This window comes from Erysipelothrix rhusiopathiae (assembly GCF_900637845.1).
Taxonomy (GTDB): Bacteria; Bacillota_I; Bacilli_A; order Erysipelotrichales; family Erysipelotrichaceae; genus Erysipelothrix; species Erysipelothrix rhusiopathiae.
In genome coordinates, this window is the sequence record NZ_LR134439.1 from 411928 (window position 1) to 429639 (window position 17712).

The 17712-nt window shown below is 35.3% G+C and carries 12 protein-coding genes; 11 read left to right on the forward strand and 1 reads right to left on the reverse strand.

Features of this window, described 5'->3' with window-relative positions; all coding sequences use genetic code 11:
• Positions 1-181: 181 nt before the first annotated feature.
• Positions 182-1003 (reverse strand): helix-turn-helix transcriptional regulator, encoded by an 822-nt coding sequence (locus EL194_RS01980; protein WP_003774749.1) that lies wholly within the window; start codon positions 1001-1003, stop codon positions 182-184.
• A 130-nt stretch (positions 1004-1133) separates the two neighbouring features.
• Between EL194_RS01980 and EL194_RS01985 the strand changes: the two genes are divergently transcribed.
• The 11 genes from EL194_RS01985 to EL194_RS02025 all read left to right on the forward strand — a co-directional run bounded on the left by EL194_RS01985 (position 1134) and on the right by EL194_RS02025 (position 17598).
• Complete coding sequence (locus tag EL194_RS01985; RefSeq protein ID WP_003774750.1) at positions 1134-2207, forward strand: phosphotransferase enzyme family protein; 1074 nt, start codon at positions 1134-1136, stop codon at positions 2205-2207.
• Positions 2208-2334: 127 nt separating this feature from the next.
• Positions 2335-3651, forward strand: coding sequence for a carbohydrate ABC transporter substrate-binding protein (locus tag EL194_RS01990; protein WP_003774753.1), 1317 nt, complete (start codon positions 2335-2337; stop codon positions 3649-3651).
• An 86-nt stretch (positions 3652-3737) separates the two neighbouring features.
• Entirely contained in the window at positions 3738-4634 is an 897-nt protein-coding gene (locus EL194_RS01995) for a carbohydrate ABC transporter permease (protein WP_003774755.1), read from the forward strand.
• A gap of 8 nt (positions 4635-4642) precedes the next feature.
• Positions 4643-5524, forward strand: a complete 882-nt coding sequence (locus EL194_RS02000) for a carbohydrate ABC transporter permease (protein ID WP_003774757.1) — start codon at positions 4643-4645, stop codon at positions 5522-5524.
• A gap of 9 nt (positions 5525-5533) precedes the next feature.
• Entirely contained in the window at positions 5534-7720 is a 2187-nt protein-coding gene (gene gnpA, locus EL194_RS02005; protein WP_003774759.1) for a 1,3-beta-galactosyl-N-acetylhexosamine phosphorylase, read from the forward strand.
• A 28-nt stretch (positions 7721-7748) separates the two neighbouring features.
• Entirely contained in the window at positions 7749-7859 is a 111-nt protein-coding gene (locus EL194_RS08725) for a DUF6903 family protein (RefSeq protein ID WP_396349460.1), read from the forward strand.
• Between the two features lie 70 nt (positions 7860-7929).
• Complete coding sequence (locus EL194_RS08630; RefSeq protein ID WP_003774761.1) at positions 7930-8220, forward strand: hypothetical protein; 291 nt, start codon at positions 7930-7932, stop codon at positions 8218-8220.
• 33 nt (positions 8221-8253) lie between these two features.
• Positions 8254-9015: a phosphotransferase gene (locus EL194_RS02010; RefSeq protein WP_232012992.1), complete on the forward strand. Its 762-nt coding sequence runs from the start codon at positions 8254-8256 to the stop codon at positions 9013-9015.
• Positions 9016-9095: 80 nt separating this feature from the next.
• Positions 9096-9575: a GNAT family N-acetyltransferase gene (locus tag EL194_RS02015; protein ID WP_003774767.1), complete on the forward strand. Its 480-nt coding sequence runs from the start codon at positions 9096-9098 to the stop codon at positions 9573-9575.
• Positions 9576-10051: 476 nt separating this feature from the next.
• Positions 10052-14680 carry a DUF1542 domain-containing protein gene (locus EL194_RS02020; RefSeq protein WP_003774769.1) on the forward strand — a complete coding sequence of 1543 codons (4629 nt, stop codon included), beginning with the start codon at positions 10052-10054 and terminating at the stop codon, positions 14678-14680.
• A gap of 335 nt (positions 14681-15015) precedes the next feature.
• The gene (locus EL194_RS02025; RefSeq protein WP_003774771.1) at positions 15016-17598 is read left to right on the forward strand and encodes a calcium-translocating P-type ATPase, PMCA-type; all 2583 of its coding nucleotides are present in this window, start codon (positions 15016-15018) and stop codon (positions 17596-17598) included.
• Positions 17599-17712: the final 114 nt, after the last annotated feature.

The following is a 17712-nucleotide window of genomic DNA, read 5'->3' on the forward strand; positions in this document are numbered from 1 at the left end:
ATAAACCCAAAGAACTAGGTTAGCGCGCCAGTTCCAGAATTTGGATTGAGGTTCTTTTTTATACATATTAATTTTAAGGAAGGTAGGCTAATATATATTTAACGATATATTAAATCCTTTATTAATTTGGTTTAGATGACATTCCTATTATTAGAAAACCACGAATTAGTATTGGTAAAAGTTATTTGTGTTTGTTACGGAATGAACTTGGAGACATACATTCCATATTTTTAAAAAATTGTGAAAAATAAGAAGGTGATCTAAAACCTACAATATCTGATATTTGTGTAATAGATAAATCGGTGTTGATTAATAGCTTTTTGGCCTCAATCATACGTTTTCGTAAGAGATAATCAATTGGAGAGAGTCCGGTTTGTTCTTTGAAGATATGTGATAGATAAAATTTGTTCAGAAACGTCAGTGATGCAAGATGATCAAGCGTAATGTTTTCACGATAATGAAGATTGAGGTAATGTTCTAAAAAGATACAATCTTTGTTATCTCCTCCAGTTGATGTCTCAACATCCAAAAGTGATGTAGTTCGACGCATTGTATTTAAAACTAATACACGAAGAAGGTTTTCCACAATAAGTTCAGACATTTCATCGTGTGTTTTGCCAGCCTCCAAAATAGCCTTAATATAAAAAAGAATTTCGTGTTTGTAATCTTCGTAATTATGGATTGAAACGCCAGGGTGTGCATTTTGTTCAGTGTAGAATTCGACACCATCAATCCCTAAAACGATATATTCTAATCCGCCTTCAGCGTCACTGCATTCCGTGTGCAAAACATTTGGATTAATGATGATTAGGTCATCAGCTTGTATGGGGAGTTTAAGGTTGTCTGCAAAGCGAAAGTATCCGCTTCCCCGTACAACATACATCAACTCAGCAAATGGGTGTGAATGAAGTGTTGAATGCCAATCAGAATCAAAGCGAGAACTATCAATGTAAAGCAATTTAAGTCGGTTAAGACGTTTTGTAAGATCGTGTTTTGTTTCCATAAGTACCCCCTATATTAATTAAAGTATATTATGATTTTATGAATTAAACAAGATAACATAAGAAACTAACAACATCTCAATTGCTTTGAGTCTGTTCGAGTCGTCATAATAAAGATATAGGAGGTATATTATGAAAATACTTAATCAATTTCAACTAGAGGGCGCAATTGTAAACTGTGCTCCTTATGGAAATGGACACATCAACGACACGTATCGTGTTGAGACTGTTTGTGATGTGTATATACTACAACGAATTAATACAAATGTGTTTAAGAGCCCCACGTTATTGATGGAAAATATTGGGCGTGTGACCCGATTTATACAAGATAAAATTCAGAAACAAGGTGGTGATCCCTTACGAGAAGCACTTACGTTAATTCCTACTTTTGAAGATTGTGATTATGCTGTGGATGAAGACGGTAACTATTGGCGTATGTACCGTTTTATACAGGATACAGTTTCATATGATCTCGTCTTAGATGCGCATGATTTTTACGAGAGTGGTCGTGCATTTGGGAATTTTCAGTTTATGTTGGCGGATTTTCCAGTATCGTCATTACACAGTACGATTGAAGATTTCCACCATACACCAAAACGATTTCAACAATTCAAATCGGCATTGAAAAATGATGTCATGAACCGACGCCATACTTGTGAAGCTGAGATTGAGTTTATCTTAGAACAGGAAGCATTCATGAATACACTTTGGAATCTCTATGATCAAGGTTCTCTTCAATTAAAAGTGACTCATAATGACACGAAGTTGAATAATGTTTTATTGGATGCGAAAAGTGGTGCGGGTGTTTGTGTTATCGATTTGGATACTGTGATGCCAGGCTTTGCTTTGGATGACTTTGGTGATTCAATCCGGTTCGGTGCATCCACAGCACTTGAAGATGAACAAGATCTAAGCAAGGTTCACTTTGATCTAAATCTTTACCGTGCTTATGTAGAGGGTTTTGTTGAAGGAGCTAACGGAAGTCTAACGAATTTAGAAATAGAACTGTTTCCGGTAGGGGCTAAAATGATGACCTTAGAATGTGGTATGCGTTTTCTAACAGATTACCTTGAAGGTGATGCTTATTTTAAAACAACATATTCCACTCATAATTTAGTAAGAGCACGTACACAACTTAAATTGGTGAGTGAAATGGAAGATTTTTGGGTGGATATGCAAGCAATTGGGAGTGCATATTGTTATTAATTTACGAATAAACTATGAAAAATTATATTTTTTTTAAAACAGCAAGATAACATAAGTTAAGAACAATATCATGAAAGATTAAACGCTTACATTACTCTATAATGAAAGTATCAGGGAGGAACTTTAAATGAAAAAAATGTTAGTAATTTGTCTTACTGCATTACTTATCCTAACCGGATGTGGAGAAAAAAAAGATACCGCATCAAATGAGGGTAAAGTTTTAAAAGTAGCGGGACTAAATAGTGGATACGGTACTGAAGGCTTTAAGAAAGTTGTGGAAGCATTTGAAGAAGCAAAGGGTGATGGTACAAAGGTTGAATTAGTACTTGAGAAAAACATCGCAGAAGTGCTCCGACCACAAATTCAATCAGGAGATGTTCCAGATGTAATCTACCTTGCAATTGGTTCAGAAGGTAAACTCACAGATACGATGATATCTGAAAAGAAAATTATGGATATTTCCGATATCATGGATATGAATGTGTTTGGCGAATCTGTAAAATTAAAAGATAAAATTAATGTAGGTGTTCAAGATACGATGCGTACAAGTCCATATGGGGATGGTAAAACATATTTAGCACCAGTATTTTACGCACCAACAGGCCTCTTCTATAATCAAACATTATTTACGGAAAAAGGTTGGACAGTTCCAGAAACATGGGAAGAAATGTTTGCTTTAGGTGAACTTGCGAAGGCGGAAGACATTTCATTATTTACTTATCCAACAACGGGATATTTTGATGCATTTTTCTCATCAATCTTGAATAATATGGTTGGTCCTGAAAAATTTGAAAAACTTATGAATTATGATCTTGAAACGTGGAAAGATCCTCAAGTTAAAGAAACGTTTGATTTAGTAGGAAAACTCCTAACGTATACACATCCAGATACTGTAGCACAAGCTAATGGTGAAGGATTTACGAAGAATCAACAATTAATCTTGGATAACAAAGCACTGTTTATTCCAAATGGTACATGGTTAGCGGGAGAAATGGAAAAAGCACCACATGCTGAGGGATTTAAATGGGGATTAACCACAGCGCCTGTACGTACAAAAGGCGATGCAACATATGCAACAACCTTTGCGGAAGAAATGTATATACCAGAGGGTGCTAAGAATGTAGACCTAGCAAAAGAATTCTTAACCTTTGTTTATTCTGATAAAGCTGTAGAACTCTTTGCGAATAATGGAAATGCAATTCAACCCGTCAAAGGGTCATCAGACTTGATCACTGATGAACAAACCAAAGATTTCTATGCAATTTATGGTCGTGGTGTTATTGCTTCATCCGTTGGATTTGCAGCGAAAGATCCAGTAGAAGGTGTTGATTTAACATCAGGAGATGGAATCTTATATGGAACCGTCAATGACGTTGTCTCTGGACAAAAAACTGCAGAACAATGGTATCAAGAAGTACTGGATGCAGTTTCGAAATATCAATAATTAATCAATAAGTATTTGATGTTTAAGGAGCGATGACACACGTGTTATCGCTCTTCTATTAAGAAGCCTTGAAATGGAGTGGGAATATGAATAAGAAAAAGGCAAAAAGACGGTTCGTAATTGGTTGCTTAACCCCGGCACTCATATTAATCGGGATTTTTATGGTTTATCCAACGATAAATATCTTTATGATGTCACTCTTTAAATGGGGTGGGTTATCCAGTACTAAAACTTTTGTAGGGTTAAATAACTTTAAGATATTATTTCAGGATTTAAAATTCATTCAAGCAGTTCAAAATTCAATCTTGCTTATTGTGATGGTTACGATTGTGACTTTTGGATTTGCGGTTGTATTCGCAAACATTCTTGTGCGTGAAAATGTAAAGGGAAAGGGTTTCTTTCGCGTTATCTTTTATATACCTAACATCTTATCTGTCGCGATTATATCCGCAATCTTCGCACAAATTTATGCAGTAGACCAGGGAGGCTTGTTAAATAGTATTATTCGGATATTTAAACCAGAGACCTGGAAAAATATTCAATTTCTAGGTGATCCAAATATTGTTCTGTATGCCGTTGCGGGAGCGATGATATGGCAGGCAATTGGATATTATATGGTAATGTATATGGCAAGTATTAGCAGTATTCCAGAGCATTTGTATGAGTCTGCGAAAATTGAAGGGGCATCCCGAACCCGTCAATTCTTCCAAATCACACTACCATTAATATGGTCGAATCTACGTACCACACTAACGTTCTTTATTATTAGTACTATTAACATGAGTTTCTTATTTGTAAAGGTACTTACAAGTGGTGGACCTGGTGGATCAAGTGAAGTATTCTTGAGTTATTTATACAAACAAGCATACGATAATGCTTCGTATGGATATGGAATGGCGATTGGGGTCATGATTTTCTTATTTTCCTTTGCACTATCTGCAATTGTAAATAAGATTACAGAACGTGATCCAATCCAAATGTAGGAGGATCTATGAAAAAACATAAGAGCATGAGTGCTGAGAAAGCATATAAGTTATTTATTTATGTTGTTCTAATCGCATTAACCATTTCCATAATCGTACCAATCGGTTGGGTATTTCTTGCATCACTTAAAGAACCATCAGAGTTCTTTATGAATCCATGGAAATTCCCGCAGAATCCGAACTTCAATAACTTTGTGGTTGCATTCAAAGAAGCTAAGATGGGTGACTACTTCCTTAATTCTGTATATGTAACGGTTTTAGGAATCGTTCTTCTTTTGATTACCGCACTACCTGCGGCCTATGTCTTAGCGCGATTTGATTTTAAATTTAAGAAACAAATTAATGGTTTGTTTATGGCCGGCCTATTTATTAACGTAAACTATATTGTTATACCCATATTCTTAATGCTTTTAAAGTGGAATGAAAGCAGTAAATCACTTTTAAATATGAGTTTATTTATAAACAATCGATTCATGTTAGCAGTAGTTTATGCAGCCACTGCACTTCCATTTACGGTTTATCTGTTATCCGGATATTTTAAAACACTACCGAAGGCATTTGAAGAAGCAGCATCAATTGATGGATGTACGTACTTTCAGACGATGACAAAAATTATGATTCCAATGGCAAAACCAAGTATTGTAACGGTGATTCTCTTTAATTTTTTATCGTTTTGGAATGAGTATATTATTGCATTAACCTTAATGCCAGGTGCTCAAAAAACATTACCTGTTGGATTAATAAACTTACAACAGGCAGCAAGAGGGGCTGCAAACCCTGGACCGCTTTATGCGGGGTTGGTAATTGTAATGTTACCAACACTTATCTTATATATATTTGTACAAAGCAAGCTCACTCAAGGGATGACCTTGGGTGGTGTTAAAGACTAGGAGATTAATATGAAAAAGAATAAAGGCCGTGTAACACTCCCAAGTGAAAACAACTTCCTTGAAGAAACCAAGGATTTAATGGACCGTTGGGGTGCAGATGCCTTGCGTGATAGTGATGGAACCAAATTAGATGAAGATTTAAAAAATCTTGATGCGAAAATCTATACAACGTATTTTGTAGCCCGAGGTCAAAATGAATTTGCGCTACAACATATAACGGAGGCTCAACAGATTTTCTTGATGAGTGATTACCATCTTGCTATCAAAACAGAGCTTGAAATTCCATTTATGACAGGATATCTACGGGAACAACTTTCACCTGATTACAATCATGATCCTAAAGTTTGGTGGCAAGTTATTGATCGAACACGTAATGAAGTGGTTGATGTTTCGAAATGGGAGGTTGATTCAAAACGTGATGTTGTCGTGATAAAGGATACTGAACCGTTCCATGAATATACCGTTAATTTCCTTTCTTATATGATTTGGGATCCAACTCAAATGTATAACTACATCACAAACGACTGGAAAGATCGTGAGAAAGAGATTCCTTTCGATGTTCGACAACCACACTCTCAAAAATTTATGATGGATACACTGAAAGACTTTCTAGAAACCAATCCCAAAACCGATGTGATTCGTTTTACGACGTTTTACTATCACTTTACTTTGTGCTTTAATGATCAACGAAAAGAAAAATTCGTGGACTGGTTTGGATATGGATCGAGTGTTTCTCCCCGTGCTTTAGAGGCGTTTGAAAAAGCGAAAGGCTACCGTCTCACCGCTGAAGACTTTATCCAAAATGGATATTATAATTCGACATTCTGCATGCCAACTCAAGCATATAAAGATTACATTGATTTCCAACAACAATTTGTCGCTCAGCAAGCTAAAGCAATGGTTGATTTGGTGCATTCATACGGTAAAGAAGCCATGATGTTTTTAGGTGATAACTGGATTGGGGTTGAACCGTATGGAGCGTATTTCCATACAATAGGACTGGATGCAGTAGTGGGGAGTGTTGGCGGTGGGATGACGCTTCGACTTATTTCCGATATTCCTCATGTAAAATATACGGAAGGACGTTTTTTACCGTATTTCTTCCCCGATACATTCTTTGACGGCAATGATGATGCAATTTTAAAAGAAGCAAATGACAATTGGATATCTGCACGTCGGGCATTAATGAGAAGTCCGCTTAATCGTATCGGTTACGGAGGATATCCAAGCCTTGCTTATAAATTTCCTAAGTTTGTCGATTATATTGCTAAAACTGCTGATGAATTTAGAGGGATAATTGATAAAATAGAAGATGTAAAACCGATGACTAAAGCAACGGTAGGGATTATGAGTGCTTGGGGATCTCTACGTAGTTGGCAAAATTTCATGGTCGCACATGCTCTCCATTACAAACAAATATATTCTTACATTGGAATTTTAGAGTCGCTTAGTGGAATGGATGTTGATGTGCGTTTTCTAAGCTTTGATGAAATTAAGTTGGGTATTCCTGAAGACATCGATGTATTGATTAATGCGGGGGATGCCAAGACATCATTTTCTGGAGATAGGGTTTGGGATGATCCAGCATTTGTTGCGGTTATTCGAAAATGGGTTTATGAAGGACATGGATTTATTGGAGTGGGCGAGCCTACAGCCTTTGAAAAAGGCGGGCATCTCTTCCAACTCCATGACGTATTAGGTGTTGATAGAGAACTCGGATTCACGCTTTCAACCGATAAATATTTCAAAGAACCCGTCTCACAACATTTTATTACAGAGGATCTTGTGGGGGCATTTAAATTTGGCGAATCAATAAACAATATTTACGCTCGATCTTCTGATACAGAAATTATTAAAGTAGAAAATGAAAATGTCGTTCTTGCATCGAAGTCGTTTGGTAGAGGCCGTGGTGTGTACCTTACGGGTCTTCCTTACAGTTTTGAAAATACACGAGTTCTTTACCGTTCAATTTTTTATGCAATGAATAAAGAAAATAAAATGAAGAATTTCTTTGCTACAAACATTCATTGCGAAGTGAATGTATATCCAAATTCAGTGGCATTACTTAATAATACACATGAAAGACAAGAGACAATATTCTATGATGGTTTGGGAAATGCATTTGAAATAACGCTTGAACCATCTGAAATTAAGTGGGGTGAACGCAATGAAGAAACTGTTGAATGGCATCATTAACGTTTGCGTATTATTATTGGGTATTTGGATGGTAATCCATTTCCAAAAAACGATCTCTATTCAATCGCTATTAATGATGATGATTGGTTTGGGGATGCTGCTCTATTTACTCTTTAGGTATAATAAACGTTTTCTTTAATGAATTAAAATAACACCTGGTACTACAGGTGTTATTTTGGTCTTGCATTTGACAATAGAAGGATGAAAGTATGGAATCTATAAACGAAGTTATAAAGGAATTTTGCTTTGATGGTGATGTAATAGAAGTTATACCATTTGGGAATGGACATATAAATGATACATATCGCGTTATTTGTTCACAAGGGAGTTATGTTCTCCAAAAAATTAACCATAAAATCTTTTTAGATCCTCGAGGTCTTATTGAAAATATTGAAAAAGTAACAAATCATATTCGCAAAAAAGTACTGATACGTGGTGGTAATCCAAGTCGAGAAGTTTTGAACCTAATTCCGACTCGGCATCAAGAATATATTTTTTAAAGTGAAGTGGGTGCTTTTTGGCGTGCTTATAATTTGATTGATAATTCAATGTCCTTGGATCTTGTCGATAATATCGAGGATTTTTATCGAAGTGGTGTGGCATTTGGATCGTTTCAAAAAGATTTGGAAGATTTTCCAGTAGATACATTAAATCTAACGATTCAAGACTTCCACAATACCCCGATGAGATATGAGCACTTCCATAGGTCTCTAGAATTAAATAGATCTGGACGAAAACACTTAGCATTACCGGAGATTGAATTTGTGCTAAAACATCAAGATTTTGCGGATACATTGTGGAATTATCATAGACTAGGCATGTTACCGTTAAAGGTGACACATAATGACACAAAGCTAAATAATGTTCTTTTAGATAAAGATACAAATGATGTTCTCTGTGTTGTGGACTTAGATACTGTAATGCCCGGATTTTCGCTCGATGATTTTGGAGACTCGATTCGATTTGGTGCAAGTACTGCCCTAGAAGATGAAAAAGACTTAACGAAAGTGCACTTAAACATACCCTATTATGAAGCGTATGTTGATGGATTTATAAAAGGCTCTCAAGGAAGCTTGTCCAATTTAGAGATTAAACTATTTCCAGAAGGTGCGAAAATGATGACGCTTGAATGTGGATTGCGTTTTCTTAAAGACTATCTTGACGGAGATACATACTTTAAAACAAATTACCCAGAGCATAATCTTGTGAGGGCTCGGACACAGTTCAAACTTGTAAAGGAAATGGATGATTCATGGGAAATATTAAAAAGTATAAGTCAAAAGTATATATCGTAGAATTATGAAATTTCGAATGGATTACTATGAATTTTAGGTGATATCGGTTACAATGTTTACTATAAAAAGAAGGTGACATAATGATACGATTGGCTACGCCCGATGATTTAGAAGCGATTCGTTTGATTGCATCCATTACGTGGAAAGAAGCGTATAAGGATTTAATCCCGCTTGATATTATTAATCGTTTTATTGAAGATGCTTATTCACCCACCGTTTTAGAGCGTCGCATTGAAACAACAAAATTTATGGTTGCGGTTCAAGATGATTACATCGTCGGATTTGCTAACTATGAAATTCGTGATAATGATTTATATATTGTCGCATTGTATGTACTTCCTACGCATCAACGTGCTGGTGTAGGTTCAGAGTTGCTATCATTTATTGAGGCAAGTGTTCCAGACACTATTAATCAAGCATATGTGGATGTGGAAAATGGTAATGTAAGTGCAGAAACATTCTATAAGAAATATGGATTTGTCCAAAAAATATGTATACCAGATACTTTGTACGGTTATCCTTTAAAGACCTTACGTATGGTTTACGAAGTAAAACGTTGATAATTCAACGTTTTTTTTTATTTATATATTTCAAACATCAATTAAAGACGAATTTTTTTATTCGCAATAATCTACTAATGATATCAGATTAAAGTATTTTAACTAAGACTGTTTATCAGTTGTGAACAAACAAGTTCAAGATTTTAAAATATATCTTACGAGAAAAGATGAGCAATTATTTGTTTTCGATTTTTTTTAAGAAATTATATTATAGAAACGAATATTAGGGTTGTAAAACACGGTGGTAAAATAAAAGAACATACTCGGACAAGAAAAGGGTAGCGCAACAAAAAAAGACTGAATGTATAAAAAAAACGAAATATTTAACGACCGCAGATAAACATATTATGAAATTCAAAGCAAATACTTAGAAATAGATGAAGTTCTATGCTATCTTGTTAGAGCGTGCTTACGGAATGGGGAGGGGAAATACAAATACGCAACTATGTAGTATTGATATGTAAAGGAGCATTTATATGATGAAAAAAAATAAACTAATGAACAAGATCATGACAATAGCACTGACATTTGTCTTGCTTGTAACAAGTATTTCAATGAATCAGAATTATACAATATCTGCACAAGAAACAGAGGAATTGTTTCCATTCCGAGGCAATAAATTACAAAACCCCTATTTAAGATATAGTGCAAATGAGAAATCAATTAAGAACTGGAAGATTACTTCTACAAATAACGTTTTTGGTGGTGAGCAAGATGGCGTCATCAATACGAAAGTCGTAGATGGTTTTAGAGATGTTGGAAAACCAAACTTTTTAGTTGGTGAAAAAAATGATACGGATCAATCTGTATTCAAATCAAAATCAATGCGCGAGTCCGGTGCGACTACCGAAGAGAATAGAGCGTTTATTCTTGTCGGTCAGACAATTCAACTTCAAGCAGGATATGAGTATTATTTCCGTGCAGAATTAAAGAGTCCTAAAGGATCGAACAAAGGTGTATTGAATATTTATCCCGATAAAAAGACTTCTGGAGATCCTGTATTAGCTAAGCAAAACTTTACTGTCGATAGTCAAATGCAGATTGTAAGCTTACCATTTACGGCACAAGGAAGCGGGGAAGTTACTGTTTCCTTACGTCATTTCGGAAACAACGATAAAAGTACACACTTAGAAATTCATAGAATGGGATTCTTCTTGAAAGATGACTATTTAATTCAAGAGGATACACATGCATTGTTTAATGACAGTGAATTCAAAGAATTAGTGGGTAAAGATACAACTGAAATTCAAAAAAATATTGATGCAATTCGTGCGAAAATTACAGCATCAGGAAACCCTTATGCAAGTGATGTAAAAGCATATGTAAATGACTTACTCGACAAGGCTCAAGCTTTATTAGATCAAGCAAAAGGGATTGAAAAAGCGATTAAGGATACTTTTGAGAACTTTGATGATAAAGTTCTTAAAGGTGAAGTAACACAAAGTACAATTGATGAACTTAAAAAGAATATTGATGAAGTTTCAAGTCCAGGACTTAACGAAAAGCTAACTAATGATTTAAAAGAAGTTGAGCGCGTTTATGAATTACAAGAATTAAAACCTGTTCTTAAAGATGAACTTGAGAAGAAAGCTAATGAAGCAATCAAAAAAATTGAGGACTTAAAAAACGTATCTGAGTCCGAGAAAAAAGAAAAAATTGATGCAATCCAAAAGGAATTAGAAGATGGTAAGAAAGCAATCGATAACGCAAAAACACGTGAAGATGCAACCAATTCTAAAGATAATTCTTCAGGAAACATCGATAAGATTGTTAATGATGTAACACTTGTTGATCGTAAAAACGACTCAAAAGCTGATCTTGATAAAAAAGCTGAAGATGCTAAGAAAGAAATCGATAAGTTACCAAACTTAACGGATGATGAAAAGCAAAAAGCTAAAGATGAGATTGATCAGAAAACAAATGATGGTAAAGATGCAATTGATCAAGGAACAACACCAAAAGATGTAGAAGATGCAAAAAACACAACCGATACATCGGTAAAAGAAACTGTAGATCAAAGTAACTTGCTGGATGCAAAAAATAAAGCGAAAAAAGATTTAGAAGCGAAAGCTGATGAAACGAAAAAAGCGATTGATGCACTCCCTGGAATTTCTCAAGAAGCTAAAGATAAAGCCAAAGGTGAAATTGATAATGCGTTAAATAAAGGACTTGAAGGGGTAGAAACCGGTAAGTCTGTTGATGTTATTAATAAAGTTGTAACGGACACAAAAAATGAGATGGATGCAATAAAAGATGCGATCGTTAAAGAAAACAACGATAGTATCGATGCATTGATTAACGATAAAAAATCAAATCTTGATGCTGAAGCGAAAAAAGCCAAAGAGGTAATCGATAAACTCGAAAACTTATCACAGACCGAAAAAGATGATGCCAAAAAATTGATTGATGAAACGGTCAGTGACACATCAAAAGAACTTGATAAAGCAACAACACCTTCAGATATCAATACAATTTACAATCAAGGTAAAACTGATATTGGAAATGTTGTTATAAAAGCAGAACTTGATGATGCGAAAACAAAAGCAATTAAAGATTTAAATGCTAAAGCTGAAGAAGTTCGTAAACTCATTGCTGATAAACCGGCATTATCAGATCAACAACGTAGCGATGCAAATGATGAAATTAATAAGACACTTGCAGAAGCAATTAAACGTATTGAAGATACAACGGTTATTAACGAAGTTCCTGACAACTTAAAAACAGGAATTGATGAATTAGATGCAATTGAACAAAAATATGAAGCAAAAAATAATGAAAATTTAGATAAGAAAAAAGAAGATTCTAAATCTGATTTAGACAAAAAATCTGAAGATGCTAAGAAAGAAATTGATAAGTTACCTAACTTAACAGATGATGAAAAGCAAAAAGCCAAAGATGATATTGATCAAAAAAATCAAGATGGAAAAGATGCGATTGATCAGTCAAACGATCCAAAAGAAATTGACAAAGTGATTGATACGACGGATAAAGGAATCAACGATATTGTTGACGACAACAAACTTCTTGATACAAAAAATAAAGCAAAAGATGACCTCGATAAAAAAGCTGAAGATGCTAAGAAAGTAATTGATAAGTTGCCAAACTTAACAGAAGATGAAAAGCAAAAAGCTAAAGATGATGTTGGTCAAAAAACAAAAGAAGGTAAAGATGCAATTGATCAAGGTACAACGCCAAAAGATGTTGAAGATGCAAAAAACACAACAGATACTGCGGTGAAAGATATCGTAGATCAAAGCACATTACAAGATGCAAAAAACAAAGCGAAAAAAGATTTAGAAGCGAAAGCTGATGAAACGAAAAAAGCGATTGATGCACTTCCTGGTCTTTCTCAAGAAATTAAAAATAAAGCAAAAGGTGAGATCGAGAACGCTCTAAGTAATGGACTTCAAAATATTGAAACAGGTAAGTCTATCGAAGATGTTAATAAAGTTGTTTCCGAAACAAAAACAGAGATGGACGCAATTAAAGATGCACTCATTAAAGAAAATTTCGAGTCACTTGAAAAACTTAAAGATGATAAAAAAGCAAATTTAAATGCTGAAGCTGAGAAAGCTAAAGAAACAATCGATAAACTTGAAAACTTATCACAAGCTGACAAAGACAAAGCGAAGAAAGTTATTGACCAAACGGTCAATAATGCTTCAAAAGAACTTGATAAAGCAACAACACCTTCAGATATCAATACAATTTACAATCAAGGTAAAACAGATATAGGAAATGTTGTGGTAAAAGCAGAACTTGATGATGCCAAAATTAAAGCCGTTGCCGATTTAAAAGCTAAAGCGGATGAAGTTCGAAAACAAATTGCAGATAAACCGTCACTTTCAAATCAACAACGCAAAGAAGCAAATGATGAAATTAATAAAACACTTACGGATGCAATTAAGCGTATTGAAGACACAACTGTGATTACTGATGTTCCTGAAAATTTAAAAACAGGAATTGATGAATTAAATGCAATTGAAAAGAAATACGAAGCGAAAAACACAGGCAATTTAGACAAGAAAAAAGAAGATTCCAAATCTGAACTTGATAAAAAAGCTGAAGATGCTAAGAAAGAAATTGATAAGTTACCAAACTTAACGGATGAAGAAAAAAATAAAGCCAAAGACGAAATTAATCAAAAAAATCAAGAGAGCAAAGATGCGATTGATCAGTCAAACGATCCAAAAGAAATTGATAAAGTGATTGATACAACGGATAAAGGAATCAACGACATTGTTGACGACAACAAACTTCTTGATACAAAAAATAAAGCGAAAGATGATTTCGATAAAAAAGCAGAAGATGCTAAAAAGGAAATCGATAAGTTACCAAACTTAACAGATGAAGAGAAAACTAAAGCAAAAGAAGAAATTGAACAAAAAAATCAAGAGAGTAAAGATGCGATTGATCAGTCAAAAGACTCAAAAGAAATTGACAAAGTGATTGATACAACTGAAAAAGGAATCAACGATATTGTTGAGGACAACAAACTTCTTGATACAAAGAATAAAGCGAAAGATGATCTCGATAAAAAAGCTGAGGATGCTAAAAAAGAAATCGATAAGTTACCAAACTTAACGGATGATGAAAAGCAAAAAGCGAAAGATGATATTGATCAGAAAACAGAAGAAGGTAAAAATGCAATTGATCAAGGTACGACACCAAAAGATGTTGAAAATGCAAAAAATACAACGGATACTGCGGTGAAAGACATTGTAGATCAAAGCACATTACAAGATGCAAAAAACAAAGCGAAAAAAGACTTAGAAGCAAAAGCTGATGAAACGAAAAAAGCGATTGATGCACTTCCTGGACTTTCCCAAGAAGCAAAAGATAAAGCTAAGGCAGAGGTGGATAAAGTGTTAAAAGAAGGTCTCGCTTCAATTGATTCAGGTTCAAAGGTTGAAAAAGTTAATAAATCGTTACACAATTCAATGGACCAAATGGATAAAATTGTTAAAGCCTTATCAAAACCACAATCGGTTCTTCCGGCAGCTGGGATTACTGCAAGTAGTATTCGTCTTTATGGATTACTACTAAGCCTTGTTGGTATGCTAATCTTTGTAATACAAACAAAGAAAAACCGTTATAATCATTAAAATCTTTTATTGAAAATATTCATTTATAAACCGAAACTCAAAGGATAATCTGAGTTTCGGTTTTTTATTAATTTATATTGCTTTAATTGTGTATCTACGCATTCTAAATGTGTAAAATATCAAGTAATATCACCCAAAACACTTTGACACCCAAAGGTGCATTTGTTATTATTAATACATAAAGGGAGTAGAAGCCTATTCTTTAGGTCCACAGTTTCGTCAACACGACTTTAGAGTCCGGAACGTGTATAAATTCGAGACTTTATCCAAGTTTTTTAAGGCACGGATAGGGTCTTTTTATTTTACTTACTATCCAATGTATAAGGAGGAAGCCTGTGAAAGATACAAAATGGTTTGCAAAGTCACTTGAAGAAGTGGCAGCAAAGACGGATATCGTCAACGGATTAACGGATGCTCAAATTGAGGCGTCTCGTGAGAAATATGGCATGAATAAATTGGCTGAAGCAAAAGGACGCAGTTTTATGATGCGTTTATTGGATCAGTTTAAAGACGTAACAATCATTATTTTGCTTGTTGCTGCTCTAATTAGTGGTATTGTGGGTGAACATGCAGATGCGATTTTAATTTTCGCAATCGTTGCATTAAACGCACTTATTGGAATGATTCAAGAAGATAAAGCTGAGAAGTCTCTTAAAGCGCTTCAAGATATGTCTACTCCAACCGCAAAAGTAATACGAGGCGGTGAAGAACAAACTATTAATTCTAATGATGTAGTTGTTGGAGATTTGATTGTAATGGATGCAGGGGATTTAGTACCTGCTGATTTACGAATTGTCCAATCAAATTCCTTAACAGTACAAGAAGCATCATTAACTGGAGAATCTGTGCCAGTTGAAAAACATGCAGATGTTGTCTGTGCTGATGATGCAGTCTTGGGTGATCGCAAGAATATGGCATATTCATCAGGAATGGTGAGTTATGGACGAGGTCAAGGTGTTGTCGTTGCTGTTGGTATGGATACTGAAGTAGGTAAGATTGCGACAATGCTAACTGAAACAAAATCAGATCCGACACCGCTTCAGCAACAATTAAATCAACTGGGTAGAATCCTAGGTGTTGGAGCGATTATTGCGTGTGGAATTATTCTCCTTGTTGGTGTATTGAATAATCATGATTTCTTACAAATGTTCTTAACAGCTGTTTCTCTAGCAGTTGCAGTTGTTCCTGAAAGTTTACCAGCTGTGGCTACAATTGTCTTAGCACTTGGTGTACAACGTTTAGTAGAACGTCATGCAATTGTTCGTAATTTGCCATCAGTTGAGACCCTTGGTTCCGCAACGGTTATTTGTTCAGATAAAACCGGTACCCTAACACAAAATGTTATGACGGTAAAAGAACATTGGACTGAAAGTGACGTGAATGAATTATCACGTGGTTTATTACTCTGTAATGATGCTCGTAAAGTTGATGGAAATTGGCTCGGAGATCCAACTGAAACAGCGCTATCTGCATGGGCAGAAGCACTTGATCTTGATGCAGTTGGTTTGATTCAAAAACACACTCGTTTAAATGAAGTACCGTTTGATTCAGGTCGTAAACGTATGAGTACGATTAACGATATTGAAGGTTCCGCAACGGTATTTGTTAAGGGTGGGGTTGATGAAGTTCTTGCAGTTGTAACACAGTACCAAGATGAAAATGGTGTACGTGCAATTATGCAAGAAGATATTGATCGTATTCAAAAACATAATCAAGAAATGGGTGTTAAGGCACTCCGTGTTCTTGCACTTGCTAAGAAATCTGTTTCAAATACGGATTTAGAAGCGACAGAAATTGAAAGTGAACTTACTTTTGTAGGGTTGGTAGGGATGATTGATCCACCACGTCCAGAAGTTACAGAAGCAATTAAAACAAGTAAAAAAGCAGGTATTCGTGTCGTAATGATTACGGGTGACCATGCTGTTACTGCATCCGCAATTGGTCGTGAAATCGGACTACTTGAAGATGGACAACGTGTTATCTCTGGAAAAGAATTGGATGCGATGACTGATGATGAATTGTTTGAACAAGTTCAACACATTGGTGTGTATGCACGTGTTTCTCCAGAACATAAAATGCGTATTATTTCCGCTTGGAAGCGTCATGGCGATATTGTGGCGATGACAGGTGATGGTGTTAACGATGCACCAGCATTAAAACGTGCTGATATTGGTGCTGCGATGGGTATTGTTGGAACAGAAGTTGCTAAAGGTGCAGCCGACATGGTTCTTACAGATGATAACTTCGCAACAGTGGTAACCGCTATTGGTGAAGGTCGACGCATTAAAGATAACATTATGAAAGCAATCTCATACTTATTATCATGTAATGTTGGAGAATTGTTACTGTTATTAATTGCGGTACTCCTTGACTGGGACGCACCACTACTACCAATTCACTTATTATGGATTAACCTTGTAACGGATAGTCTTCCAGCATTAGCACTTGGTGTTGATGGTGCAGAAGATGGTATTATGGAACGTCAACCAGATCGTACAGGCTCACTCATCAGTAAATCAATGCTTTGGCGAATTGGGTACCAAGGTGCTGTTGTAGGGGGCGTTGCACTTTTTGCTTACATGTACGGTGCAGGGCGTCTATGGGCAGCTGGCGATACTGAAACAGGTACGACAATGGCATTTATCGTATTAGCATTCTCACAATTAATCCATTCATACAGTATTCATTCAAGTGAAAAATCAGTATTCACATCATTTTGGAAAAATAAATACCTTATCATGGCAACGCTCATTAACGGGCTCATGATTCTTGCTGTATTATTCATTCCGGTTCTAAACGATCTGTTTAAACTGGGTACACTTGATGGTCATCACTGGATGATTGTGATTGTGTTGATGTTTGTACCAATGGTTATCGTTGAAATTATGAAACTTCTAAAACTTAATGGTAAGCATTAATTCAATTGAATATTTAAAGAGAGGAATAACCTCTCTTTTTTTTATGGCGATAATACGGTTTCACCTTTAAAGAGTAGTGTCTATGGTATAATAGGCCTATAAAAAGGGGATGGG

Bases quoted from the DNA above. Each gene is read 5' to 3' on its own strand.
- EL194_RS02015 (WP_003774767.1), top strand. From the start codon at position 9,096: ATGATACGATTGGCTACGCCCGATGATTTAGAAGCGATTCGTTTGATT.
- EL194_RS01990 (WP_003774753.1), top strand. From the start codon at position 2,335: ATGAAAAAAATGTTAGTAATTTGTCTTACTGCATTACTTATCCTAACC.
- EL194_RS02000 (WP_003774757.1), top strand. From the start codon at position 4,643: ATGAAAAAACATAAGAGCATGAGTGCTGAGAAAGCATATAAGTTATTT.
- EL194_RS01985 (WP_003774750.1), top strand. From the start codon at position 1,134: ATGAAAATACTTAATCAATTTCAACTAGAGGGCGCAATTGTAAACTGT.
- EL194_RS02020 (WP_003774769.1), top strand. From the start codon at position 10,052: ATGATGAAAAAAAATAAACTAATGAACAAGATCATGACAATAGCACTG.
- EL194_RS01995 (WP_003774755.1), top strand. From the start codon at position 3,738: ATGAATAAGAAAAAGGCAAAAAGACGGTTCGTAATTGGTTGCTTAACC.
- EL194_RS01980 (WP_003774749.1), bottom strand. From the start codon at position 1,003: ATGGAAACAAAACACGATCTTACAAAACGTCTTAACCGACTTAAATTG.
- EL194_RS08630 (WP_003774761.1), top strand. From the start codon at position 7,930: ATGGAATCTATAAACGAAGTTATAAAGGAATTTTGCTTTGATGGTGAT.
- gnpA (WP_003774759.1), top strand. From the start codon at position 5,534: ATGAAAAAGAATAAAGGCCGTGTAACACTCCCAAGTGAAAACAACTTC.
- EL194_RS08725 (WP_396349460.1), top strand. From the start codon at position 7,749: ATGGTAATCCATTTCCAAAAAACGATCTCTATTCAATCGCTATTAATG.